This window comes from Kaistella faecalis (genome assembly GCF_019195395.1).
Taxonomy (GTDB): Bacteria; Bacteroidota; Bacteroidia; order Flavobacteriales; family Weeksellaceae; genus Kaistella; species Kaistella faecalis.
Genome location: NZ_CP078067.1, coordinates 1,332,227 through 1,355,834, shown reverse-complemented (window position 1 = coordinate 1,355,834; position 23,608 = coordinate 1,332,227). Strand labels below are relative to the sequence as shown.

The 23,608-nt window shown below is 39.8% G+C and carries 23 protein-coding genes and 3 tRNA genes; 15 read left to right on the top strand and 11 right to left on the bottom strand.

Features of this window, described 5'->3' with window-relative positions; translation table 11 throughout:
* Window positions 1-14 precede the first annotated feature (14 nt).
* The 4 genes from KTV93_RS06500 to KTV93_RS06485 all read right to left on the bottom strand — a co-directional run bounded on the left by KTV93_RS06500 (window position 15) and on the right by KTV93_RS06485 (window position 721).
* Window positions 15-356, bottom strand: a complete 342-nt coding sequence (locus tag KTV93_RS06500; RefSeq protein WP_218248151.1) for a hypothetical protein — start codon at window positions 354-356, stop codon at window positions 15-17.
* A gap of 105 nt (window positions 357-461) precedes the next feature.
* Window positions 462-545: transfer RNA gene (locus KTV93_RS06495), tRNA-Leu, on the bottom strand.
* 13 nt (window positions 546-558) lie between these two features.
* A tRNA-Gly gene (locus tag KTV93_RS06490) sits at window positions 559-631 on the bottom strand.
* Between the two features lie 8 nt (window positions 632-639).
* Window positions 640-721 (bottom strand) — tRNA-Leu (locus KTV93_RS06485).
* A 157-nt stretch (window positions 722-878) separates the two neighbouring features.
* Here KTV93_RS06485 and KTV93_RS06480 point away from each other — a divergent pair.
* From KTV93_RS06480 to KTV93_RS06445, 8 genes are all read left to right on the top strand, one after another.
* Window positions 879-1,259, top strand: coding sequence for a DUF3127 domain-containing protein (locus tag KTV93_RS06480; protein WP_218248150.1), 381 nt, complete (start codon window positions 879-881; stop codon window positions 1,257-1,259).
* Between the two features lie 67 nt (window positions 1,260-1,326).
* Window positions 1,327-1,974 (top strand): leucyl/phenylalanyl-tRNA--protein transferase, encoded by a 648-nt coding sequence (gene aat, locus KTV93_RS06475; RefSeq protein WP_218248149.1) that lies wholly within the window; start codon window positions 1,327-1,329, stop codon window positions 1,972-1,974.
* Complete coding sequence (locus tag KTV93_RS06470; RefSeq protein WP_218248148.1) at window positions 1,964-2,848, top strand: DMT family transporter; 885 nt, start codon at window positions 1,964-1,966, stop codon at window positions 2,846-2,848. The genes aat and KTV93_RS06470 overlap by 11 nt, the downstream gene beginning before the upstream one ends.
* A 171-nt stretch (window positions 2,849-3,019) precedes the next feature.
* Window positions 3,020-3,673 carry a CBS domain-containing protein gene (locus KTV93_RS06465; protein ID WP_218248147.1) on the top strand — a complete coding sequence of 218 codons (654 nt, stop codon included), beginning with the start codon at window positions 3,020-3,022 and terminating at the stop codon, window positions 3,671-3,673.
* Between the two features lie 3 nt (window positions 3,674-3,676).
* Window positions 3,677-4,543, top strand: coding sequence for an NAD kinase (locus tag KTV93_RS06460; RefSeq protein WP_218250507.1), 867 nt, complete (start codon window positions 3,677-3,679; stop codon window positions 4,541-4,543).
* Between the two features lie 70 nt (window positions 4,544-4,613).
* Window positions 4,614-5,681, top strand: a complete 1,068-nt coding sequence (gene fbaA, locus KTV93_RS06455; RefSeq protein WP_218248146.1) for a class II fructose-bisphosphate aldolase — start codon at window positions 4,614-4,616, stop codon at window positions 5,679-5,681.
* Between the two features lie 69 nt (window positions 5,682-5,750).
* The gene (gene accD / locus KTV93_RS06450; protein ID WP_218248145.1) at window positions 5,751-6,599 is read left to right on the top strand and encodes an acetyl-CoA carboxylase, carboxyltransferase subunit beta; all 849 of its coding nucleotides are present in this window, start codon (window positions 5,751-5,753) and stop codon (window positions 6,597-6,599) included.
* Between the two features lie 51 nt (window positions 6,600-6,650).
* A complete protein-coding gene (locus tag KTV93_RS06445; protein ID WP_218248144.1) occupies window positions 6,651-7,163 on the top strand; it encodes a DUF6973 domain-containing protein in 513 nt (170 codons plus the stop codon).
* Between the two features lie 46 nt (window positions 7,164-7,209).
* Here KTV93_RS06445 and KTV93_RS06440 read toward each other — a convergent pair whose 3' ends face one another.
* Together KTV93_RS06440 and KTV93_RS06435 are read right to left on the bottom strand one after the other, a co-directional pair.
* A complete protein-coding gene (locus KTV93_RS06440; RefSeq protein WP_218248143.1) occupies window positions 7,210-8,442 on the bottom strand; it encodes a PQQ-dependent sugar dehydrogenase in 1,233 nt (410 codons plus the stop codon).
* Between the two features lie 61 nt (window positions 8,443-8,503).
* Complete coding sequence (locus KTV93_RS06435; RefSeq protein ID WP_218248142.1) at window positions 8,504-8,884, bottom strand: hypothetical protein; 381 nt, start codon at window positions 8,882-8,884, stop codon at window positions 8,504-8,506.
* Window positions 8,885-8,930: 46 nt separating this feature from the next.
* Here KTV93_RS06435 and KTV93_RS06430 point away from each other — a divergent pair, with 46 nt between their 5' ends.
* Both KTV93_RS06430 and uvrB read left to right on the top strand, forming a co-directional pair.
* Entirely contained in the window at window positions 8,931-10,421 is a 1,491-nt protein-coding gene (locus tag KTV93_RS06430) for a S41 family peptidase (RefSeq protein ID WP_218248141.1), read from the top strand.
* 93 nt (window positions 10,422-10,514) lie between these two features.
* Window positions 10,515-12,503: an excinuclease ABC subunit UvrB gene (uvrB, locus tag KTV93_RS06425; RefSeq protein ID WP_218248140.1), complete on the top strand. Its 1,989-nt coding sequence runs from the start codon at window positions 10,515-10,517 to the stop codon at window positions 12,501-12,503.
* Here uvrB and KTV93_RS06420 read toward each other — a convergent pair.
* The 4 genes from KTV93_RS06420 to KTV93_RS06405 all read right to left on the bottom strand — a co-directional run bounded on the left by KTV93_RS06420 (window position 12,500) and on the right by KTV93_RS06405 (window position 15,394).
* The gene (locus KTV93_RS06420; RefSeq protein ID WP_218248139.1) at window positions 12,500-12,760 is read right to left on the bottom strand and encodes a DUF3820 family protein; all 261 of its coding nucleotides are present in this window, start codon (window positions 12,758-12,760) and stop codon (window positions 12,500-12,502) included. The genes uvrB and KTV93_RS06420 overlap by 4 nt on opposite strands.
* A gap of 2 nt (window positions 12,761-12,762) precedes the next feature.
* A complete protein-coding gene (locus tag KTV93_RS06415; RefSeq protein ID WP_218248138.1) occupies window positions 12,763-13,845 on the bottom strand; it encodes an AI-2E family transporter in 1,083 nt (360 codons plus the stop codon).
* Window positions 13,846-13,869: 24 nt separating this feature from the next.
* On the bottom strand, window positions 13,870-14,604 hold the full coding sequence (locus KTV93_RS06410; RefSeq protein ID WP_218248137.1) for a beta-carotene 15,15'-monooxygenase: 735 nt from the start codon (window positions 14,602-14,604) through the stop codon (window positions 13,870-13,872).
* A 67-nt stretch (window positions 14,605-14,671) separates the two neighbouring features.
* The gene (locus KTV93_RS06405) at window positions 14,672-15,394 is read right to left on the bottom strand and encodes a hypothetical protein (protein WP_218248136.1); all 723 of its coding nucleotides are present in this window, start codon (window positions 15,392-15,394) and stop codon (window positions 14,672-14,674) included.
* Between the two features lie 110 nt (window positions 15,395-15,504).
* On the opposite strand from KTV93_RS06405, the gene KTV93_RS06400 reads away from it, so the two are divergent.
* The 3 genes from KTV93_RS06400 to KTV93_RS06390 all read left to right on the top strand — a co-directional run bounded on the left by KTV93_RS06400 (window position 15,505) and on the right by KTV93_RS06390 (window position 19,676).
* Window positions 15,505-16,449, top strand: a complete 945-nt coding sequence (locus tag KTV93_RS06400) for an aminodeoxychorismate synthase component I (protein ID WP_230259122.1) — start codon at window positions 15,505-15,507, stop codon at window positions 16,447-16,449.
* Window positions 16,433-17,059 (top strand): aminotransferase class IV, encoded by a 627-nt coding sequence (locus tag KTV93_RS06395; RefSeq protein ID WP_218248134.1) that lies wholly within the window; start codon window positions 16,433-16,435, stop codon window positions 17,057-17,059. Before KTV93_RS06400 ends, KTV93_RS06395 begins: the two co-directional genes overlap by 17 nt.
* A 163-nt stretch (window positions 17,060-17,222) precedes the next feature.
* On the top strand, window positions 17,223-19,676 hold the full coding sequence (locus KTV93_RS06390; RefSeq protein ID WP_218248133.1) for a DUF5686 family protein: 2,454 nt from the start codon (window positions 17,223-17,225) through the stop codon (window positions 19,674-19,676).
* Here the strand turns inward: KTV93_RS06390 and menD are convergent, their stop codons facing one another.
* A complete protein-coding gene (menD, locus tag KTV93_RS06385) occupies window positions 19,677-21,341 on the bottom strand; it encodes a 2-succinyl-5-enolpyruvyl-6-hydroxy-3-cyclohexene-1-carboxylic-acid synthase (protein WP_218248132.1) in 1,665 nt (554 codons plus the stop codon). It abuts the gene before it with no gap.
* Window positions 21,342-21,431: 90 nt separating this feature from the next.
* On the opposite strand from menD, the gene KTV93_RS06380 reads away from it, so the two are divergent.
* Both KTV93_RS06380 and KTV93_RS06375 read left to right on the top strand, forming a co-directional pair.
* On the top strand, window positions 21,432-22,379 hold the full coding sequence (locus KTV93_RS06380; RefSeq protein ID WP_218248131.1) for an isopenicillin N synthase family dioxygenase: 948 nt from the start codon (window positions 21,432-21,434) through the stop codon (window positions 22,377-22,379).
* Between the two features lie 87 nt (window positions 22,380-22,466).
* A complete protein-coding gene (locus tag KTV93_RS06375) occupies window positions 22,467-23,429 on the top strand; it encodes a YpdA family putative bacillithiol disulfide reductase (RefSeq protein WP_218248130.1) in 963 nt (320 codons plus the stop codon).
* The last annotated feature ends 179 nt before the right edge of the window (window positions 23,430-23,608 follow it).

The following is a 23,608-nucleotide window of genomic DNA, read 5'->3' as shown; positions in this document are numbered from 1 at the left end:
TTCGGATTGAATTTTTAATCGATGTCAAAATCTTCACGTTCTTCCACCGGAATTTCTCTCAGAAAATTATCAAATTCTTCTCCTGAATAATTGCTGTCAGCTCCGTAAGAGTCGATGATCAGGGATTGAATTCCATCTCTGTCCTGCGTTACATAAAGCACCGCATTATCATCCGGGCTGCTGTCGCCCTCAAAACGATATGATTTTACGATGCACAAATCGCTGGGCTTGTAAATAGTATCTGTGCCTTCCAGAACAAACTGCTTTTGCTCGTTCATGCAGATTTCCTTTGTGATTCCCCGTCCGCGCAGGATATTAAGCACTTGGGAAAGTGTTTTTAAATTGTGATTTGCCATAACATGTTGTATTTTTTATACAAATAAAGTTACAAAATGTTTGCCGAAGCGTTTGGCACAAAACAAAAAACGCTGAAAATCAATGAAGATTAACAGCGTTTAAAGTACCTCGGACGGGACTTGAACCCGTACATCCTTGCGGATACAGGATTTTAAGTCCTGCGTGTCTACCAGTTCCACCACCAAGGCAGGTAGATTGTTGAGCGAAAAACGGGATTCGAACCCGCGACCCCGACCTTGGCAAGGTCGTGCTCTACCAGCTGAGCTATTTTCGCAATAAAAGTGCGGATGGAGGGACTCGAACCCACACGCCTCACAGCACCAGATCCTAAGTCTGGCATGGCTACCAATTACATCACATCCGCTAATTAACTTCTTCTCTTTTTTTGTGAGTGCAAATATATATACTTTTTCCCTTTTAATGCAAGAAAATTTTAGAAATTTTAATTTTTTTAAACTTTTTAAATCCCATCTTCTTTTTCTATCCTTTATTTATTACTTTTACACCTTTAACAATCAATTATGGAATTACAAGGGATTATAAAGAAACTAGGTGACGTTCAGACTTTTGCGAGCGGCTTTCAGAAAAGAGAAATGGTTATTGTGACCGAAGAGCAGTATCCGCAGCCAATCAGCATAGAATTTCTAAAAGAAAAAGGAGATTTGCTTAATGTCTATAAAGAAGGTGATAAAGTAAAGGTTTCTATCAATATCGGAGGAAGAGAATGGACTTCTCCACAAGGCGAGGTAAAATATTTCAATTCCATAACCGGCTGGAGAATCGAAAAAGTTGACGGAGCAGGTGATTTTAATGAACCAGTTCAGGCAAGAAATGCAGATGCAAAACCTGCAGCTTCCAATACAGATGTTTTCGCTGAAGATGATGACGATTTACCATTCTAAATTTCACGGAATAAAAAATCTATAAAAAATCCTGCTTTTTTCAAGAGCAGGATTTAATTTTTGAAAAATGGTTTTACTTGACCCTCATGAAATTTCTTTTCCTGATCCGGAATTAACCGATTCCGAAAGCGGTTTGCTTGCCATCGGGGGCGATCTGTCTCCTGAGCGGCTTTTATTTGCCTATCAGCTCGGGCTTTTTCCGTGGTTTAATGAGGGGGAGGAAATTCTCTGGTGGTGTCCTGATCCCCGATTTGTGCTTTTTCCGGATGAGGCTAAGATTTCGAAATCCATGAAGAAGATTTTGAAAGACGGTATTTTTACCTTTACCGAAAACAAATGTTTCAGCGAAGTAATGACCCAGTGCAAAAACGCGTACAGAAAGGATCAGGATGGAACCTGGATTTCCGGTGAATTAATAAAATCTTTTACAATACTTCACGAATATGGCTTTGCCAAAAGTTTTGAAGTCTGGCAGAATGGTGAATTGGTAGGCGGGTTTTATGGGATGCAGATCGGTAAAGTTTTTTGCGGCGAAAGCATGTTTGCCAAAGTGAGCAACGCATCGAAAGCCGGATTTCTTAATTTTATCTTACAGAATGAGGATCTTGAACTTATAGATTGTCAGATTCATTCCCAACATCTCCAAAGTCTGGGTGCGCGAATGATTCCTAAAAACGATTATTTACATATTTTAAAAAGAAACAATGAATCCTGAAAAAGAAAAATGGATTTTACTCGTGCTGCTCTCCGTGATTTGGGGTTCATCTTTTATACTCATTAAAAAATCGCTTGAGCATTTTAATCCTTACGAAGTAGGAGCGCTGCGGGTTTTAATTGCAGGAATTATTCTGCTTCCTTTTGCACTAATGAATATCCGCAAGTTTCCCACGAAACATTTGAAGTGGCTTATTTTGGCTGCAGTAACAGGAAATTTCATCCCGATGTTTCTTTTCCCGATTGCTGAAACAGAGGTCAGCAGCAGCATTGCGGGAATCATCAATTCGATGATGCCGATTTTCGTGATTATCGTCGGAGCGTTGCTTTGGAAATTTCAAACAACTAAAAGGCAGATTATTGGAGTCGTCATCAGTTTTAGCGGTGCGTGTATACTTGCGTTTTCCGGCGGCGAAGGCGGGCAGTTTAAACTTATCCCTATTTTGCTTCTTCTTCTTGCAACCTTATGTTATGCGGTTAGCACCACGACGGTGAAATCGAAGTTAAATGATATTCCTGCCAAAATCCTTTCTGCATTTGTATTTTCATTCGTTTTGATCATTCCGTCCATGGTCGCTTTAGTGTTTGCCGGATTTTTTAATAATCTGCAGATGAACACAAGTTTATGGGAAGGTTTGGGTTTTGTAAGCCTCCTTTCGATTTTTGGAACGGGTTTGGCGATGATGCTGAATTACAGGCTTTTGAGTGTTTCTACTCCGCTGTTTGCCTCTACTGTAACCTTGTTAATGCCTGTTGTGGCAATCATTTGGGGGGTATTAGATGGCGAAAAACTTACAATGATGCAGGGGTTCGGTGCGCTGATTATTCTAGGAGGATTAATTTTCCTTCGGCAGATGCCTACAGTGAAAAAATAAAAAACTGCAAAGCCCAATGGACAGTGCAGTTTGAAATAAATCTAATAAAAAGTAAAAATGAAAGGCGACAAAGATATATTTTTGTTTCCATACAAAGCAAACTATTTTTCAATAATCTTGAAAAATTTGTAAAACAGCATTCGTTTTTTAATATTTTCCTAAATTAGCATTATGTTTATCAAAGATTACATTTCTAAAGATTATCCGGCTTTTAATTCCAGCGACTCGATAGATGATGCTAATGAAATGGCGAAGGAATTTGGGTATTCTCATGTATTTGTAAAGAAGAAAGGGGTCTATCAGGGCGCGATCAGTCAGTCGTTTTTAGATGAAAGTCCGGAAGGAATATTAGGATCACTCGAGATTCACTTTGAAAAGTTTGCGATTCTTGATGACGGTAATTTACTCGATTCCATCAAATTGTTTCACACGTTCAACTGCAATGTGGTTCCTGTGATCTCAAAAAACGAAAAATACGTAGGATATCTCTCTTGCGATGATATCTTTAACGAATTTTCAAAATATCCGCTGTTCTCAGAAAATGGCGCGATCATGATTGTTCAGACGAACGGAAGACATTATTCAATGACGGAAGTAGCAAGGATTGTTGAGTCCAATAACGGCAAAATTTATGGCTGCTTTATTAATCTGATTACAGAGGATTATATACAGATTACACTGAAGTTTCACAGTGACAATACGAGTTCTATAGATGAGACGTTCGAAAGATATGGCTACAGCGTAGTGCATAAATATTATGATGATGAAAAAGAAGACCTGCTGAAAGACAGATTCGGTTTCTTCCAAAAATTTCTCGAATTTTAAATGATGAAGGCAGCAGTATATTCTCAAAAAAGCGATTTAGATACTTTTCTGTACCTGAGTAAATTTGTTTCAGAACTCGAAAAAAGAGGGGTGAAAGCGGTTCTTTATGAAGAAATGGCCAACGCCATGCAATTCTCAAAGATTTTCGAAACCTTTTCCGGCAAAGAAGATTTAAAGGAGAAAAAAGTAGATCTTTTTTTTACCTTCGGAGGCGACGGTACTATTGTAAATTCTCTACTTTTTGTGCAGGATCTCGAGATCCCAGTAGTGGGAGTAAATACCGGAAGACTTGGTTTTCTTGCAAGTTTCACTAAAGAAGAAGTATTTCTGGAACTCGATGAAATCCTCAAAGGAGAAGTGAAAATCAGCCGACGCTCTGTCATCGAAATCGTTTCGCCGGGTAAATCGATGTTTTTTCCCTACGCCTTAAACGACATTACGATTTCGCGCAAAGAAACCACCGCAATGATTACGGTAGAATCGTATATTAATGGCGAATTTCTCAATATTTTCTGGGGCGATGGCGTTATAGTGTCAACTCCCACCGGTTCTACGGCATACTCATTAAGTTGCGGCGGACCAATTATTACCCCGACCAATGCTAATTTTGTAATCACTCCGATTGCACCGCATAACCTAAACGTTAGGCCATTAATCGTAAACGATGATGTAGAAATACGCCTGAAAGTAGAAAGCCGGGTTCCTCAGTACTCTCTGTCTCTGGATTCCAGACTGATTCATATGGAAACCGATGTGGAAATTATCCTGAGAAAAGCCAAGTTCCAGATCCTGCTGATTCACCCTAATAACTTAAGTTTTTACGAAACAATCCGCCAGAAATTGCTCTGGGGAAAAGACAAAAGAAACTGATATCTTTCGCATAAAATTATTAACTTTACACACCTAAAATTCAGGTTAAAAATCTATTAAAAACTATATTATGAGCAGACGTTTTCCGGCAGGTGTTGCCACAGGTCAAATGGTTACCGACATTTTTGAATATGCTAAAGAAAATAATTTTGCGCTACCGGCAGTAAACGTTATTGGTTCCAGTAACGTAAATGCTGTTTTGGAAACTGCAGCAAAATTGAATTCCCCGGTAATTATTCAGTTTTCTAATGGTGGTGCCGCTTTTAATGCAGGAAAAGGTTTAACTAATGATGGGCAGAAAGCTGCAATTGCAGGTGCCGTAGCCGGTGCAAAACATATCCATACTTTGGCAGAAGCTTACGGCGCGACTGTAATTCTTCATACCGACCACTGCGCGAAGAAATTATTGCCTTGGATCGACGGATTGATGGATGCTAACGAAGAATTTTATGCACAGACCGGAAAATCCCTGTACTCATCTCATATGTTGGATTTATCTGAAGAGCCGATAGAGGAGAATTTGGATGTTTCATGCAGATATTTCGAGAGAATGGCGAAAATGGGAATGACTTTAGAAATAGAACTGGGCGTTACCGGCGGGGAAGAAGATGGTGTTGACAATTCCGGAGTAGATTCTTCTAAACTGTACACTCAACCCGATGAGGTGGCTTACGCTTATGAAAGATTAAGCGCTATTTCTCCGAACTTTACGATCGCAGCAGCTTTTGGTAATGTACATGGTGTGTACAAACCGGGTAATGTAAAACTGACGCCGAAAATCTTAGATAATTCTCAGAAATACGTTCAGGAAAAATTCAATCTTGGTGAGAAGCCGGTAAACTTTGTATTCCACGGTGGATCGGGCTCTTCTGTTGAAGAAATCAGAGAAGCAATCAGCTACGGCGCAATAAAAATGAACATTGATACAGATCTTCAGTTCGCTTATACAGAAGGAATCAGAGATTATATGGTGACCAATGTGGAATATCTGAAAGCGCAGATTGGAAATCCGGATGGAGACGACAAACCGAACAAGAAATATTATGACCCAAGAGTTTGGGTTAGAAAAGGTGAAGAAACTTTCTCTACGAGATTGGTTCAGGCGTTTGAAGACCTTAACAACGTAAATACTTTATAAAAATAGAATTTTAAACCATGTATTATCCAATGGTAATACATGGTTTCTTTTCAAATAAATACTCAGCAAATGGCATTCGACTGGTTTAAAAGAAAAACAAAAAACATCACCACGTCTACAGAAGATAAAAAAGATGTGCCTAAAGGACTTTGGCATCAGACGCCGACAGGTAAAATCATTGAACATGAGGAACTTAAAGCTAATAATTACGTGTCTCCGGAAGACGGTTTTCATGTAAGAATCGGCAGTAACGAGTTTTTCTCCATTCTTTTTGATGACAATAAGTACCAGGAACTTAATGCGGATGTGGAAAGTGTGGATATGCTTAATTTTAAGGATACCAAATCTTACACAGACCGTTTGAAAGAGGTGAAATCCAAAACCAAATTAACCGATTCCATCCGGAATGCTGTCGGAACAGTAAACGGTGAAAAGATCGTGATTTCATGTATGGATTTTGCATTTATCGGCGGGTCATTAGGATCTGTGATGGGCGAAAAAATCCGTCGTGCTGTTGATTACTGCATTGAGCACCGACTTCCTTATATGATCATCTGCCAGTCAGGTGGGGCAAGAATGCAGGAGGCTACTTATTCCCTGATGCAGTTGGCGAAAGTACAGGCAAAATTGGCGCAGCTTTCTGAAGAAGGATTGTTGTATATCGCCTATCTATGCGATCCCACTTTTGGAGGAATTACCGCTTCTTTCGCAATGACTGCCGATATTATTATGGCTGAACCCGGAGCGCTGATCGGCTTTGCAGGTCCACGGGTAATCCGCGAAACGATTGGTAAAGATTTACCTGAAGGTTTCCAAACTTCTGAATTTTTACAGGAGAAAGGTTTCGTAGACTTTATTGTAAAGCGTAAAGAAATCAAAGAGAAGGTTTCAAAAACAGTGAAACTTCTTGTTCACTAAGTAATATTTTAAAAATAATAAAAATCTCTCCTCTTCAGGGGAGATTTCTATATGAAAAGGATAACTGTCATATTATTAAACACATTGCGGACACTGAGTTTCACAAAAGTTCTAAAACTTCTGAGGCTTACTGTACCGCATCCGTTGTTCTCTTTACTGGCTTTTTATGCAACGGTAAAAAGCTTCTCACTTGCACAGCAGCATTTTCCTAAAACCAACTCCAACAGCGGAATCGGAAATGCTTACCGCCATGCACTTTGGACGTGTTTAATCATGATGTATTGCTGCAAAATATCCTCTCCGGAAAAATCTTTGGATTTCTGCAAAAGGATGACCGACCTGCACGAAGAACTCTTCCCCAACAAGCCATTGGAAAAGAAAATGGATCTCCATAATAATCAAGTGGGAATGGATCTTTTCATGGAATTACTTCCGGGGATTCATCGACAATTCTTCGAAACTAATTTTTTCGTTGAGAAACTTTTCGTTAAAACCAAAACAGCCAAACTCCTTACCAGCTTAGAGGAGAATTTCGGACCGGAGCTCGTTTATTTAGAAAATTAAAAAACCCTGAGCAGAAGTCAGGGTTTTCTAATATTGAAAAGTCTATCTATTTCTTTGAAATCCTGTAAAGTTTTCCGCTGTCGGAAACTGCATACAGATTTCCGTCCTGTCCGTTCAGTACGTCTCTTATTCTGTCATTTTTATCGGTAAGCAACCATTCTTCGCCAACTACTTTATTATTCTCGATCACGAGTCTGATGATTTTTTCTCCGCTGAGGCATCCAATCATCATATTGTTTTTCCACTCTTCGATATTGCCCGTGTAGAAAGTGATTCCGCTCATCGAAATTGAAGGATCCCAATAATACACAGGTTGCTCTGTGCCGGCTTTTTGTGTAGTTCCGTTATTGATTTTTTTGCCGCTGTACTCGATTCCGTAAGTCACATCACCCCAACCATAATTTTTTCCGGGCTGAATTAAGTTGATTTCGTCACCTCCGCGCGGTCCCATCTCTGCATCCCAAATCTGTCCTTTTACATCGATCGCCATTCCCTGAGGATTTCGGTGTCCTGTAGAATAAATCTCAGGTTTCCATCCCGCAATTTGTGGATTTCCGGGAGCAGGTTTGCCGTCTTTGGTAATTTTTAAAATTTTCCCTAAGTAAGAATCCTGTTTCTGCGCGTAAGGCCTCGTTTCCAGATCCGAACGTTCGCCCGTACTTACAAAAAGATGGCCGTCTTTATCGAACTCCAGGCGGCTTCCGTAATGCTTATCACCATCATAAGTTGGTGTCGCGCGGAATATCACAGAAGGGTTTTCAATCCGTTTCTCATCAGCAGAAAGTTTACCCTTTGCGACAGCGGTATGATTTCCGCCTGAAACGGGTTCCGAAAATGTCCAGTAAATCATTTTGTTATTTTGAAAATCAGGATCTAAAGCCACATCTAATAAACCTCCCTGACCTTTAGCATCAACTTTAGGCAGTCCCTCAACTTTTGAGATTGTTTTTCCGTCTGCGGACACAATGTTAAGGTGACCTGTTTTTGAGGTAATCAGAAATCTTCCGTCAGGTAAATTGATAATTCCCCATGGCTTATGTAAATCTGAGTTGATCACTTCTACATTATATGCTGTAGAGGTTTTTACTCCCTGAACCCTTGTCTGCCCTTCGAAGGCAGGCTGATATTCCGGAGAATTTTTATCTGCGGTTTCGGGGTTTGCTAATGTTCCGTTGACGGAGGTTTCCTGTGCTGCTACCGTTGTTTTTGAATTCCCACTACACGAGACCAAGAGGATGGCACTCAGTAATGAAAGGGTTTTAATGGATAAATGTTTCATAATGGTGATGTTTGTTATTGTATTTTATGCTTCAAGATAAAGAATTACGCCTTCGAAATGGCTATTTCTGCCGCAGTTTAAAATCTACCGGTTTGAAAATTTCAGCGGTGTCACTCCGGAAAAAAATGCCGTTTTCCTTATCTGTAATCATCGGTTTGAAACCCAGAATCTTTCTGGATTGTGAAATCACGTTGATCCTATATTTTAATCCGACTTTATCGTCTGCCGAAATTTTCTGTTGAATTCTGTTAATAACGATGGAAGTTGCTGGAATAGAATCATGAGATAATCCGAAACTTACATCATAGCCTTTCTCACCCGCGGAATCATAAGACTGATACATTGGCTCAGTAACTTTTGGCAGCTGGTTTGCAGTACACGACATTGAAATTAGACCAGATATACTTACTAAAATTGCCGGGGCTAATATATTGATTTTCATATTTATCCGTTTTAGGTTTAACTCAAAAATATTAATAATAAAACAAATGAACACTAAGATATTATCAGGATTTACCTTTGTTACTTTACTTCTTGTATCGTGCTCCCGCGATAACGATCGTGTGCCCGCACCCAATACAGAAACGAATTCTGTAAATGATTTTGTATGGAAGGCCATGAATTCATGGTATTATTGGCAACCCAATGTTCCTAAATTAGCAGATAACTTCAAAAACTCTGCCGAATATTTACCTTTTATCAACTCGAAAACTCCCGACGGATTGTTCTACAGTCTGTTATACGATTACGGCAATACCGACCGTTTTTCGTGGATCGAAAATAATAATACGATAATGCAGGCATCGCGGGTCGCAGAGGTAGAAAAGATTTCGGGATTTGATTATGCCGTGTATCCGAAAGACAATACCAATACCTCGGCTGTAGCCCTCGTAAATTACGTCGTTCCAGGGTCTCCGGCGGCTAGTGCAGGAATTATACGTGGAGATATCATTACTAAAGTGAATGGCGCCCCTTTAACATTGAGTAACTACTCGCAGCTTTCGCAGGATCAATTCACGCTTACCAGGGCAGCAACTGCGGTGATGACATCTTCGGCTTTGGTCACAACGGACAGAGCGGAGAACATCAGTATCACCAAAACAAATATTGATGAAAACCCTGTTGCTTTCTATAAAAAATATAATTACGGCGGGAAAAATATAGGATACCTCGTTTATAACGGTTTTAAATCAGATTACAACGATGAGCTGAACGCTGCTTTTGCGACAATGAAAGCCGACGGAATTACAGAATTGGTACTGGATCTGCGCTACAATGGTGGTGGATCTCTGGAAACCGCAACAGCGCTCGCGCAGATGGTAAACGGTAATTATACGGGCCAACCCTACGTTTATTTGGATTTTAACGCGAAACATAACGATGAAGACGGAATGGATTATTTAACCAACACCGTGAAAACATATAATGTGGTCAACGGTCATCCCGAACAGACTGGGCAGCAAAACGTAAACAGTCTCAACCTGAGCAGAATTTATGTTTTGGTTTCTTTTCAAACAGCTTCAGCAAGTGAACTTACGGTCAGCAGTCTCAACAAATATGTTCCTGTGACTACCATCGGTAACGAAACTTACGGGAAATTTGTCGGTTCTATAACGCTTTATGACTCGCCCGCATCAGATTTTACATCATACGCCACCAGAAATACTTCGCACAACTGGAAGCTTCAGCCTATTACTTTTTCTTATTACAACAAGGACAGGGACCCAAATCCATCAGGTGGAATTCTACCGACGTACGCAATAAATCCTTTCCAGGCCATTAATAACATCAAGGAATTCGGAAATGTATCAGATCCCGAACTTAAAAAAGCTCTGGAACTGATTAGTGGGCAAACAATCTCAAAAATCGCGGAAATTCCTGTAATTTACAGTAACAGAAACATTCGCTTTCAGCCTGGAAATGAAGGTAATGGACTCGTAATTGAGGACTTTGAAAGCTTTTCAAAAAACAGAAAATAATTTGCATCATAATTAATAGAGCAGAATTCCTGCTCTTTTGTTTTTTGTATTTTTGTAAATCACATTATTAGATGTGACATTCATATCCAAATTATGCAGTTCAAACTTCAATCAGAATATAAACCGACCGGCGACCAGCCACAAGCCATTGAAAAACTGGTCAAAGGCATTGAAATTGGCGAAAAGTACCAGACACTCCTTGGTGTTACCGGTTCTGGAAAGACCTTTACCGTTGCCAATGTTGTGCAGGAAGTTCAAAAGCCCACCATCGTATTAGCGCATAACAAAACTCTGGCGGCACAGCTTTTCATGGAGTTCAAAGAATTTTTTCCTGAGAACGCGGTAGAATATTTTGTGAGTTATTACGACTATTACCAGCCCGAAGCATTTATCGCTTCGACGAATACTTATATTGAAAAAGACCTTTCGATTAATGAAGAAGTGGAGAAACTCAGACTTTCTGCTTCAGCGAGTTTGCTTTCAGGACGGAGGGACGTTTTAATCGTGGCTTCGGTTTCGTGTATTTACGGCATCGGAAATCCGACGGAATTCAATAAATCCCTGATTGAAGTTCAGAAAAATGCAAAAATTACCAGAACCGCTTTTCTTCATAAACTGGTTAATGCATTATATGCAAGGACTTTAAATGAATTTACCCGAGGTACGTTCAGAGTGAAAGGCGATGTAATCGATGTGTATCCCGCGTATGCCGATAATGCTGTCCGTATCCAGTTTTTCGGTGATGAGATTGAAAGAATCCAGAGTTTCGATCCACTTTCAGGGAACGTGATGGCCGAGTTTGAAGAGATAAATATTTATCCAGCAAACCTCTTTGTAACGTCCAAAGAAACACAGATCAACGCAATACGCGAGATCCAGGATGATATGGTGAAACAGGTTGATTTCTTCAATGAAATCGAAAAACCATTTGAAGCCAAACGCCTTCAGGAAAGAACCGAACTCGATCTCGAGATGATGAAGGAACTCGGTTACTGCAGCGGAATTGAGAATTATTCCAGATATTTCGACGGAAGGTTGCCGGGTTCCCGACCGTTCTGCCTTCTTGATTATTTTCCAAAGGATTTCCTTATGGTTATTGATGAGAGTCACGTAACTGTTCCCCAGGTTCATGCGATGTATGGGGGCGACAGAAGCCGTAAAGAAGTTCTGGTTGAACACGGTTTCCGGCTTCCGGCAGCGATGGATAACCGTCCGCTGAAGTTTGAGGAATTTGAAGCCATGCAGAATCAGGTCATTTATGTTTCGGCAACTCCCGCAGATTATGAACTTGAAAAAAGCGGAGGCGAGTATATTGAGCAGATTATTCGCCCGACAGGACTTCTTGATCCTGTCATTGATATAAGACCATCATTAAACCAGATCGATGATTTAATTGAAGAAATCCAGAAACGGACCGAGATTGATGAAAGAGTTCTGGTAACCACTTTGACGAAGAAAATGGCTGAAGAACTCACCAAATATTTCACCAGATTCGGAATCAGAACGCGTTATATTCATTCTGATGTAGAGACACTGGAAAGAATTCAGATTATGCAGGATCTACGGGTCGGATTATTCGATGTTTTGGTCGGCGTAAATTTATTGAGGGAAGGTCTCGATTTACCCGAAGTTTCACTCGTTGCTATTTTAGATGCCGATAAAGAAGGAATGTTGCGGTCGAGGAGATCACTGGTTCAGACAATCGGTAGAGCTGCAAGAAATGTTAATGGAAAAGCCATTCTGTACGCTGATAAGATTACCGGTTCTATGCAGAAAGCCATTGACGAAACCAATTACCGCCGCGAAAAGCAGATGGAATACAACGAAAAACACGGCTTGGTTCCGACAGCTTTAAACAAGAAAATTTCAGAAATTCTGGTCGGAAGATCGAAAGATTTCCCGGATCCAAAATATACCCAGAAAGAAATCCTGAAACAGGTTGCCGAAGAAAAAGCCAATTATGGTAAGGATGCCGAAGTTTTAATCGCCGAAAAACAAAAAGCGATGGAAGCCGCAGCCAGAAATCTTGATTTTATTAAGGCCGCAAAATTACGTGACGAAATTGCAGCATTGAAAGCTTAAAACTTATAAACCCGCTTTTTCGGTTTTTCAAAATTCACTTTCCCACGAATTGGCGTGAGTAGATCCATTAGACCATTGATTTTAATTTCATAAATGGTAGAGAGCTGCATCCCGAGTTTACCGGGTGGCATTCCCTGCCGGTGAAACCACTCGAGATAGCTGATCGGCAAATCCGCGATTATTGTGTCTTTGTATTTACCGAAAGGCATTCTTGCGATGCAGATTTCCTGCAGGATTTCTGGTTTTAAACCTTCCATTTTTAAATACTTAAATCAATTTTCTTCTCGATTTCTTTAGGTTCGGGCATAATAAGTTCGCGGTCGTCATCAGAAAATTCATCTCTGTAAACCTGAATTAAAAGCACCGTGATTGAAATAAGAATCGGCCCAAAGATGAGTCCCATAAACCCGAAAAGATTCATTCCCATAATAATTCCGAAAACAGTATTCAACGGATGGATATTTTCTAACCTTTTTAAAAGGGTAAACCTTAAAAGGTTATCGGTTAAGCCCACCGCGATAAGGCAGTATGCCGCCAAACCAAGCCCCGCGCCCATATTTCCTTCAGCAATCATAAAAATACATACAGGAACGTAAATAATTGCGGCGCCAACGATAGGAATCATGGAGGCAACTGCAGTTAACGCAAAGAGAAGAAGCGGACTCGGTGCTCCAAAAATCCAGTATCCAAGAATAGCTACAATTCCCTGTCCGATAGCAACTACAGGAATTCCAATTGCATTGGCCACTACCATCTTCTGAATTTTTTCGCCCAATAAGTTAATGTTGGCTTTCTTCAGTGGGGCAGAACTTCTTACAAGCCTTTCAAAAAGCCTCGGTTTTTCCAACATAAAATAAAGGATAAAATACATCGATAAAACTACCGTAAGCGTATTGAAAGTACTGCTTACTGCAGTTGTAGAAAAACTTCCCACCTTGTCTTTCAGCTTGTTTAAATTCTCTTTGCTTAAAATGTCTACCCGGGTTTTAGAATAAACATAATCATGAATTTTATCGACGAAAATGTTGAATTTCTGCATATAAACAGACGCATTTCCTAACTTCTCAATCAGCATATCTGCGATAAAATAAATGGGCAGAATTAAAATGATGAGCGTACCGAAAATAATTACCGTGGAAGCCAGCCAGGGTTTCCACTCTTTTTCTTCCTGAAGATACAGGTTATATTTCCGGGTAATAATATATAAAGTGATAGCCCCCAAAACGGAGGGAATAAACAGCGCAAGATTAAAGCATATCAATCCCGCAAGCACAAGAATAACGGCCAGCAGAAAGATCTGCTTAATTTTTACCTCGCTGATTTGATGTTTTTTGTTGGGCATAATATACTTTATAATCAGTTCCGGTTAATTGTTGAAATTCAACTGTTTTGGTCTTCCGCAAAATGCGATATATGCGGAATACATTACCACCATATAGAAAGGAATTGTTGCCACGATTCCGATTCCGCAGAGCAGAATTCCGGCGATGCTGATCAGTAAACCGAGAAATGATGCTCCCAGAAAAACCATATAGTTTTCTTTGGCAATCTTGAAACTCTTACTTAGAGCCTCAGAGAACGTAGCATTTTCGAAAAGTAAAATCGGGTAACCCAAAAGCAACAGCGGAATTACAAATAAGACAGGTAAAATACACATTCCGATAGAAATTGCTATAATCACAGAGGAAATCAAACTGTAAATAACGATATTAAGAAAATTCTGTCTGTAACCGATAAACAGATCAGATACCTGCAAACGCTGCTTGAAATCGTATTTGTTTGCGAGATAGATAATTCCCACATATAGAGGTGTCAAAAGCAGGCTTGCAATTCCCGATAGCCCGGAATAAAGCTTCATACCAGGAATCGCCCAAATATTAATTGACGAAAAATCTCCATCTGCGGACGTAATCTCTTCCGAAAAACTTCTGCTGTCCAACCCCGAAAGCGGCTGAATAATCATAGAAACCACAGCGCCAATTACCAGTGCCAGAATAGCGTAGAGAAAAATTCCCTTATACATATCAAAAGCGTGAGAGATAATTTCGCCCCAAGTTCTGTTGGGTACATTACTGCTGTCCATTTCCTCAAAAGTTTCCATAGTTTTAATTTTTAATGTTTTTCAAATTTAAATTTAAAATCGGAAAAAACAGCATTAAAGTTAGCAATTACCCAACTTCTTTATAATACTGCTGGTAAAGTGCATAAATCATTGCATTCAGGAAAGGGAATGTGAGAAGGAAACCGACTCCGCAAATTAAAATTCCCGTGAGGCTGAAAAGAAACGCGACCAGCATTGCCGGAACTATCGTACTGAAATTTTTCCGCAGAACTTTAAACGTAAGCGATATTCCTTCAAAGGTTTTTACATTCATAAAATACATCAGCGGAACACAGAAAAGCGTCACAAAAATCCAGAAAACTCCCAGTAACAGAAGAGCATTGCCGTAAGTGAAAATAATAATCCAGAACAGATAAAACCCAAAAAATTTGAAAAAATCGAAGCCGATATATCCTGCGAAAAGATCATTCAGTGTTACAGTTTCTTTAAGGTCAATTTTACGGTAAACCTTATAAAGCCCAACATTCAGAGGATTTATGAGTGCCAGAAGTACAAAAAAGCCCAGCGCAAAATTACGGGCTTGCGGTAATCGTGCGATTTCCTCCATCTTTTTATTGAAAGCAGGCAAATCTGTTCTTATTAAATCCTGATACTTCGTAAACTCATCCCAAAGCCCGAAATATTTGAAAAGGTAAAAATATCCAAGAAAAAACAGTGAAAAATATAAAATACTGAAAACCAACTGGTAGAGAATTGTTTTGTTCCAGTAAGTAAAAGCGTTCTTTAAGATCTGTCCAAGGCTTGCCTGTTGCGTGTAGTTACTTTGCATGCCGCAAAAATAGGGTTTAAGATTTAAATTTTCTGTTTTAATATTAAGCGTGCGCTCTTTTCAGTATTTTTGCCGCAATGTTAAGCGCATTTCACCCAAATTTCGATAAGATGGATGAACTTTCTCAGGCAAAAGTTCCCTTCTTTTTTACAACAGATTTCTTAATGGAAAATGTTGAGGTTTTTCAGGAAAACCAAATTGAAGATTTGGGTTTATTGATTGATTTTGAAGGATTTAAAAAACTTGATAAACTGCATCACCAGCCTGATGAATTTCAGTTTGAAGCCTTTCCACAAAGTCTGGAATCTTACAGAAAAGGATTTGATCTCGTACAGGATAACCTGAAAGCGGGCAATTCCTATCTCGCCAATTACACCTGCAGAACCGAGGTGAAAACCAATCTTTCTTTGAATGAAATTTTCTATCTTTCAACCTCAAAATATAAAGTTCTTTATCCCGAAAAATTCGTGTTTTTTTCCCCTGAAACTTTCGTTGAGATTGTTGACGACAGAATTTTTACCCATCCGATGAAAGGAACAATAGATGCTGATCTGGAGAATGCAGTTGAAGTTTTGAAGAACGATGCGAAAGAAAAAGCCGAACATTATACAGTCGTAGATTTACTCCGAAACGATTTAAGTATGGTAGCGGATGAGGTGCAGTTAGATGAATTTCAGAGGATCGACCTTATTAAAACGCACAATAAGAATCTCTACGCCATGAGTTCCGAAATTTCCGGAACGCTGAAACATGAGTTTCGGGGAAAAATCGGAAGTATAATGAAAACGCTTCTTCCTGCCGGATCTATTTTAGGTGCACCCAAACCAAAAACTCTTGAGATCGTTCTGGAAGCCGAAACATATTCCCGCGGTTTTTATACGGGAGTCTGCGGTTGGTTTGATGGGAAAAACCTTGATTCCTGCGTAATGATCAGGTTTTTAGAGAAAGAAAACACGAAACTGTATTTTAAAAGTGGTGGCGGAATTACCCATTTAAGCAAACTGGACGATGAGTACCAGGAAATGAAAAATAAAATTTATGTCCCGATTTATTGAAAGTATTAAAATAGAAGACCAGAAAATGTTTCTCCCGGATCTTCACCAAAACAGAGTTAATGAAACCTTTGCGCATTTCGGCGTGGAAGGATCAATCGACCTGCTGAAGATTTTTAAGGATTTGCAGCACGATGAAGATGGACTTTATAAGCTGAGAATCAGTTATGATCTCACTAAAAATTATCGGACGCAGATGATCCCGTATGCCATTTCAGAGATCGATAATTTTCAGCTGGTGGAGAATAATGTGTATGATTACTCGTTCAAGTTTGAAGACCGCAAAGAATTTGAAAAAATGCTGCAGAAAGCAAAATCCGACGAGATTATCATCGTAAAGAATAATCATATTACTGATACCTCGTTCTCCAACATTCTCTTTAAGATGGGAAAAGACTGGTTTACGCCAACCACATATTTGCTTAACGGAGTGCAGCGGAAAAACCTGCTGAAAACTAAGAAAATCAAAGAAGCCGAAATAACCATGCAGAATATTAATGAATATTCTCATTTCCAGTTAATTAACGCAATGAATGATTTCGATGATATGTTTATTTATCCGATAGCGAAAATAACCAATCTCCCCGGCCAGTCTGCTTATCTTGAATTATAATGTTGAGGCTCACAATTGGTCTGTTTTTCGCTTATACTGTCTTTTTAATGGGAAATTTGCTGCTGTATTCATGAAGAATTCCAATCTTTTTTATCATTTCTTGCACAAGGTCAAACTTGTTCTTTTTTTGCTTTTTGTTGTTTTAATCAATTCTCAGACTAAGATGTCGGGGAAAATTGTTGATGCCAAAACCAGCAAACCACTTACTTCCGTAGAAATTTTTATAAACGGTAAAGAAAAAGCAGCCCTGACATCGGGCAATTCTGAGTTCTTAATTGAGTCAGATTCAGGAATCTCAACTGCCACATTTATCAAAGCCAATTATAAGCCTGAAATCCTGAATTTCAGTGATCTGCGTTTTGAAAATCTACTTGTGAAACTTCAGCCGGAGAAAGTCGAGCAGATTAGTGAAGTGGTGATCACCGGAGGCACCAAAAAGAAATACAAAAACAAAAAAGAAAATCCGGCTTATGCGATCATGCAGGAAGTCTGGAAGCGCCGCAAAACCAATGGTCTAGCCAATTACAATGATTATCAGTTCAAAGAATACGAGAAAATTGAAATCGGATTAAACAATATAGACAGCGCCTTCATGAAGAAAAAAATCTTCAGTAGTATGGAGTTTATCTTCGACTACGCAGATTCGGCGAATTTCGATAAAAAGCTCGCTTTGCCTGTATTTTTCAATGAAACCATTTACAAAACCTACGGGCGTAACGCTCCTGAAAAAAAAGAAAACAGGATCATCGTCGCCAACAAATTTTCTGGATTTAACGATAATGAACTTATTGCTTCAACCGCTAAAAATCAGTTTAAAGAAGTTAACATTTACGACAACACGCTGAATTTCTTTAACATCGGTTTTCCAAGTCCGGCTGGAACAGATGGTTTCAATACTTACGAATACGAGCTGACCGATTCGGTTTCCGTGGACGGAATCGAGGCTTACGTCATTAAATATTTCCCGAGAAATAAAGAAATTCTAGCCTTTCAGGGAAATCTTCTGATCTCGAAAGACACCTACAATATTGTAAAAGCAACGCTTAGATCAACCAATAAAATCAATGTGAATTTCGTCAACGGGATTTATCTTGAAACCGAATACGAAAATCTGGATGAGAATGTATTTCTGCCCAAAAGAACATATACCGAACTGGAAATGTCGGTTTTGGGAAAGAAAAAAGATGCGAAAAGTATAATTTTTAAAAGAACCGGAATTTTCAGTGACTATGAATTCAATAAAAATTTTAGTGAGAATTTCCTTGCCGATAAAGGCCAGACTTTAAGTGATGATAATCTGCAAAAGGCAGATGATTTCTGGGAAAAACAAAGAACAGAACCGCTTTCCGAAACAGAGCAGAATGTGTACAAAATGGTTGGCGAACTGGAGCAGGTTCCGAAATTCAAAAGAATTGTAAAATTGGTAGAAGTCCTGGAATCCGGATATATCAACGCCTGGAAAGCGATTGACTTTGGTGATATTTATTCGGTTTACGGAAATAACGAAGTCGAAGGCGACAGAATTCGCGTGGGTGCCAGAACTTACTTTTCACCAAACGATATGTGGCGTGTCGCAGGATATACTGCTTATGGCTTTAAAGACCGGAAACTGAAATACGGTCTGGAGGGACGCTACATGTTCAATCGCGAAAACCGTGCTACAGTTGGTTTCGGAAGCCGGAATGATGTGATTCAGCTCGGCGCACAACTGATGAATGACGACGGAATTATGACGAGATCTTTCGCTTCATCATCAGTTTTTTCGTCGGGAACCAATGCTTCTTTAAGTCTCGTGAAACAGAACAGTTTTTTCTTTTCTCTGGAACCCGTGAAGAATTTTGAGGTAAGAATGGATGCTTCTCTGCAGAACATTAAATCAGCCAATCCGGAAAAGTTCAACCTCGGTTTTTATAAAAACAATCAGTTGAAATCTGAACTGAACGATTTCCACACGACTTTCAGTCTCGTTGCGAGACCTGGCGCAAAATATTCTCAATATGGGGTAGACCGTTATGCCTTTACCACGCTTTCACCAACATTTGTGCTGAAATTTACGCACGGATTTGAAAATGTTCTGGATGGAGATTTCGATTATAATAAACTTCAGTTTCTGTATTCCCAGCCTGTGGTGGTGGGAAATTTAGGCCGTTCGGTCATTAATTTCGAAGCCGGAAAAAATTTCTCTGCTGTTCCTTTGGCGTTACAGAATATTATTCCCGGAAACCAGTCTTACAGCTTGGTCCCCAACACTTTTGCGCTTTTAAAATATTACGAATTCGTTGCGGACGCTTATACGACTTTGAACTACGAGCATCATTTCCAGGGAAAAATTCTTGCCCATATTCCTTTGATTAAAAAGTTGAAATTCAGGGAATTGATTTTCCTCCGCGGCGCATACGGAACTTTAAGTGATGACTCGAAAAACATTAATTTCGAAAACTTAAAATATTCCGCGCCCGATCAGCAGATTTATTACGAATACGGTTTCGGACTCGAAAATATCGGTTTTGGGAATCTTAGAATTTTACGTGTAGATTTTAACTGGCGCGGGAATTACCTCGACAGACCTGATGTTTCTAAATTCGGCGTAAAATTCGGATTGCAGATGAATTTCTAATTACTTCAGAAATTCAAAATACTGTTTCAGAACCGCTGAATTTTCAATCGCCGACGTATCAACCTCCAGAATTTTTGCTTTTTCATCAGGTTTAAAGAAATTATCAAGAATGCGCGAAAGTGTGTCTTCTTCATCCACTTTCGTGTATGCAAAACCGAAATGCTTTGCCAGATATTCCGCTTTTTTGTGATGCTGCGTCAGGATAAATTCATCCAGGGCATTGGTAGAATCCGGTCCCGGAATGATTTTGAAAATATCGCCGCCGCCATTATTGAAGACAATAATTCGGGTGTAAGGCGGTATATAATTGTTCCATAAACCATTGATGTCGTAAAAGAAACTCACATCGCCCGTAACGAGAACGGTCTGTTCTTTCGCCTTCATCGCAAATCCCATCGCGGTAGAAGTACAGCCGTCGATACCGCTCGTACCACGGTTGCAGTGTATGCTGTTGGTTTTGAACTCGAAAAGCTGTGCATACCGTATTGCGGAAGAATTACTGAAATGAAGGTTGACGGTGTCCGGAAGTTTATCAGCAAGAATTTCAAAAAACTTAAAATCCGAAAAAGAAGTTTTAAGGCAGTATTCCTCATGTTTCAGATCTCTCTTGTCACGCAGAACATCCCAAAGATTAAAGTAGGGCTGTGGTTCCAGCGTAATGAATTTCATTAATTGAGAAAAGAAGATCTCAGGTTTTGTTTCAATTTTTTCTGTCAGCGCAAAGAAAGTGTCTGGCTGCCAGACTTCATGAATATGCCAGTGGTTTTTTGGCTTTGCTTTTCTCAGAAACTGCTTGATTTTCTTGGAAACCACATTCTGACCAATCGTAATCAGTAAATCAGGCGCGTAGGTTTTGAAATCCTCTTCAGAAAAATTGAAGATATACCGGTCGATATGATTAAAGAACTTCTGGTGTTTTACATTAGAATTGGCTTCCGTTAACACCACAACACTGTGGTTTTTTACCAACTGGGTGAGCTGCATCTCCAGTTCTTCGCTGTAATCACGTGTGCCGACCAGAATCATGATTCTTTTAGAAAGATTCCACTCTGCGGCAAGATTTGCAGGAAGTTCATATGCTTTTTTCTGAAATGTCTTTTCAACCGGCGGAAACGCAGGGAGTTCTGAAACCAGATGATAAAGCGGTTCAGCCAGAGGAATATTGATATGGACCGGGCCCTGTTTCTCAATACAGAGTTCAATGGCTTTTTTTATTAAACTGAAGTTTTCGTCTTCCGCATTCTCCTTATCATCTTCAAGAAGCTGAAAATCACCGTATGAATGCTGCTGGAAAAGTTCTTTCTGACGAATGGTCTGCCCATCAAAAATATCCACAAAATCCGTAGGGCGGTCTGCGGTAAGCACAAGAAGCGGAATGTTCTGGTAAAAGGCTTCGGTAATGGCGGGATAGTAGTTTGCCGACGCAGAGCCGCTGGTACAGGTTAATGCGACAGGTTTTTTCTCGCTTTTCGCCATGCCTAAGCCTACAAATCCTGCGCTCCTCTCATCCACAATACTGTAACAGTTCAGTTCATCCGTTTCAGAGAAATGAATGGCAAGCGGTGCATTTCTGGATCCGGGTGAAATTACAACGTTGAAGATTCCGTATTCTTTTAAAAGGTGTGCTAAAATCTGTATGCTTCTTTTCGAAGAGAACTGTTTCATGGGAAAATTTGGATAAACGCAAATTTACTCATAATTAAAATTCTAATCTAAAAAATCTTATTTTAGCAACACAATTTTTAATCCAATAAAATGAAACTAGTTCCAAGTGTGGATTTGCGTGATTTCCTTTCGGGTGACCCGGAACGCAAACAAAAATTTGTAAATGAAATCGGAAAAGCATACGAAGAAATCGGCTTTGTCGCCCTGAAAGGTCACTTTCTCGACGATAATCTGGTGAACGAACTGTACGGTGAGGTGAAGAATTTCTTCGACCTGCCGGTAGAAACCAAACAGAAGTACGAAATCCCGGGCATTGGAGGCCAGCGCGGTTATGTGGGTTTTGGGAAAGAGACAGCCAAAGGTTTCAAGAAAGGAGATTTAAAAGAATTCTGGCATTTCGGTCAGTATCTTGAAGACGGCTCTAAATATTCCTCCGTTTATCCGGATAACGTGGAAGTATCTGAGGTTCCTAATTTTAATGAGGTTGGTAAAGAAGCCTATAAAATGCTGGAGAAAACCGGCGTTTATGTGTTAAGAGCTTTGGCGTTGCACCTGGGTCTGGACGAATTTTACTTTGATAAATTCGTAAGCGAAGGAAATTCTATTTTAAGACCGATTCACTATCCGCCGATTACAGAAGAACCTGATAATGCGGTTCGTGCAGCGGCACATGGTGATATCAACCTCATTACGCTTTTAATGGGCGCGCAGGGCAAAGGTCTTCAGGTCATGAACCACAACGGCGAATGGATCGACGCCATCGCTGAGCCGGATGAACTGATGATCAATGTTGGCGATATGTTATCCCGTCACACCAACAACAAACTGAAATCTACCATTCACCAGGTGGTAAATCCGCCGCGTGAATTATGGGGAACGTCAAGATATTCCATTCCTTTCTTTATGCACCCGGTAAGCGAAATGCCGCTTAATGCTTTGGAAGGAACTTACGACGAAAACAATCCGAAATTGTATCCGGACACTACAGCCGGAGAATTCCTTCACGAGAGACTCGTGGAACTGGGATTGATCAAGTAAAACTTATTAAAAGTAATATAGCGGACAGATATTTTTTTCTGTCCGCTTTTTTATTTCCGGTGCAATTTTGATTCGTAATTTTGTGAGATGGAAATTTTAGATGTATTGATTATCGGCGCGGGACCAATCGGTTTGAACTGTGCTTTGGAAGCCGAAAACAACGGTTTAAATTATCTGATCATTGAAAAAGGCACCATCGTCAATTCACTCTATCATTACCCATTGTACATGCGTTTTTTTTCGACAGCAGAGAAACTGGAAATCGCCGAAATTCCTTTCATCACAACTTCGCCAAAGCCCGGCAGACAGGATGCGCTCGAATATTACCAGGGAATTGCCCGCCATCGGAACCTGAAAATCAATCTTTACGAGAAAGTTGTGAAGGTTTTAAAAAAGGAAATCTTTGAGGTTGAAACATCGAAAGGAAAGTATCTCGCAAAAAACGTCATTATCGCAACCGGCTTTTATGATATCCCGAATATGCTGAAAGTTCCGGGCGAAAACTTACCCAAAGTAAAACATTATTATGCCGAACCTTATCCTTACGCCAACCAGCAGGTTGTTGTTATCGGCGCCAGCAATTCGGCCGTCGATGCAGCTTTAGAAACCTTCAGAAAAGGAGCGGAGGTCACGATGATCATCAAAGATTCTGAGATTTCCAAATCCGTGAAATATTGGGTAAAACCGGATATTGAAAACCGTGTCGCGGAAGGAAGCATTAAAGCATATTTCAATGCTGAAATGATCGAGATTAAAGACAACTCCGTTGTTTTTAAAGATGAAACGGGTAAGATTCACGAGCTTGAAAATGATTTTGTTCTGGCGATGACAGGCTATCTTCCGGATTTTCATTTTCTCAAAAACTCAGGGATTGAATTAAAAGGCGAAAGTCTTGTCCCGGCTTACAATCCCGAAACCATGGAAACCAATGTAGAAAATCTATATCTGGCAGGCGTGGTCTGCGGCGGGAAAGACACGCACCTCTGGTTTATCGAAAACTCCAGAATTCATGCGGAAATTATTATAAAGCATATTGCGGAGAAGATTTAATAGCGCTCCTTGAAATTTTTGATTAGGCAAAATACTTTTTTTCCTTAATTTTTTGTATTTTTATAATCATCTGTATTACAGATGAGCAACTCGCGAATTGTTATATCGAAAGTGCACTTTTCACGAGATTAAATCTCTCTTAATCCTTTACAGAAAACACTTATCGAAGGTTGAGCCGT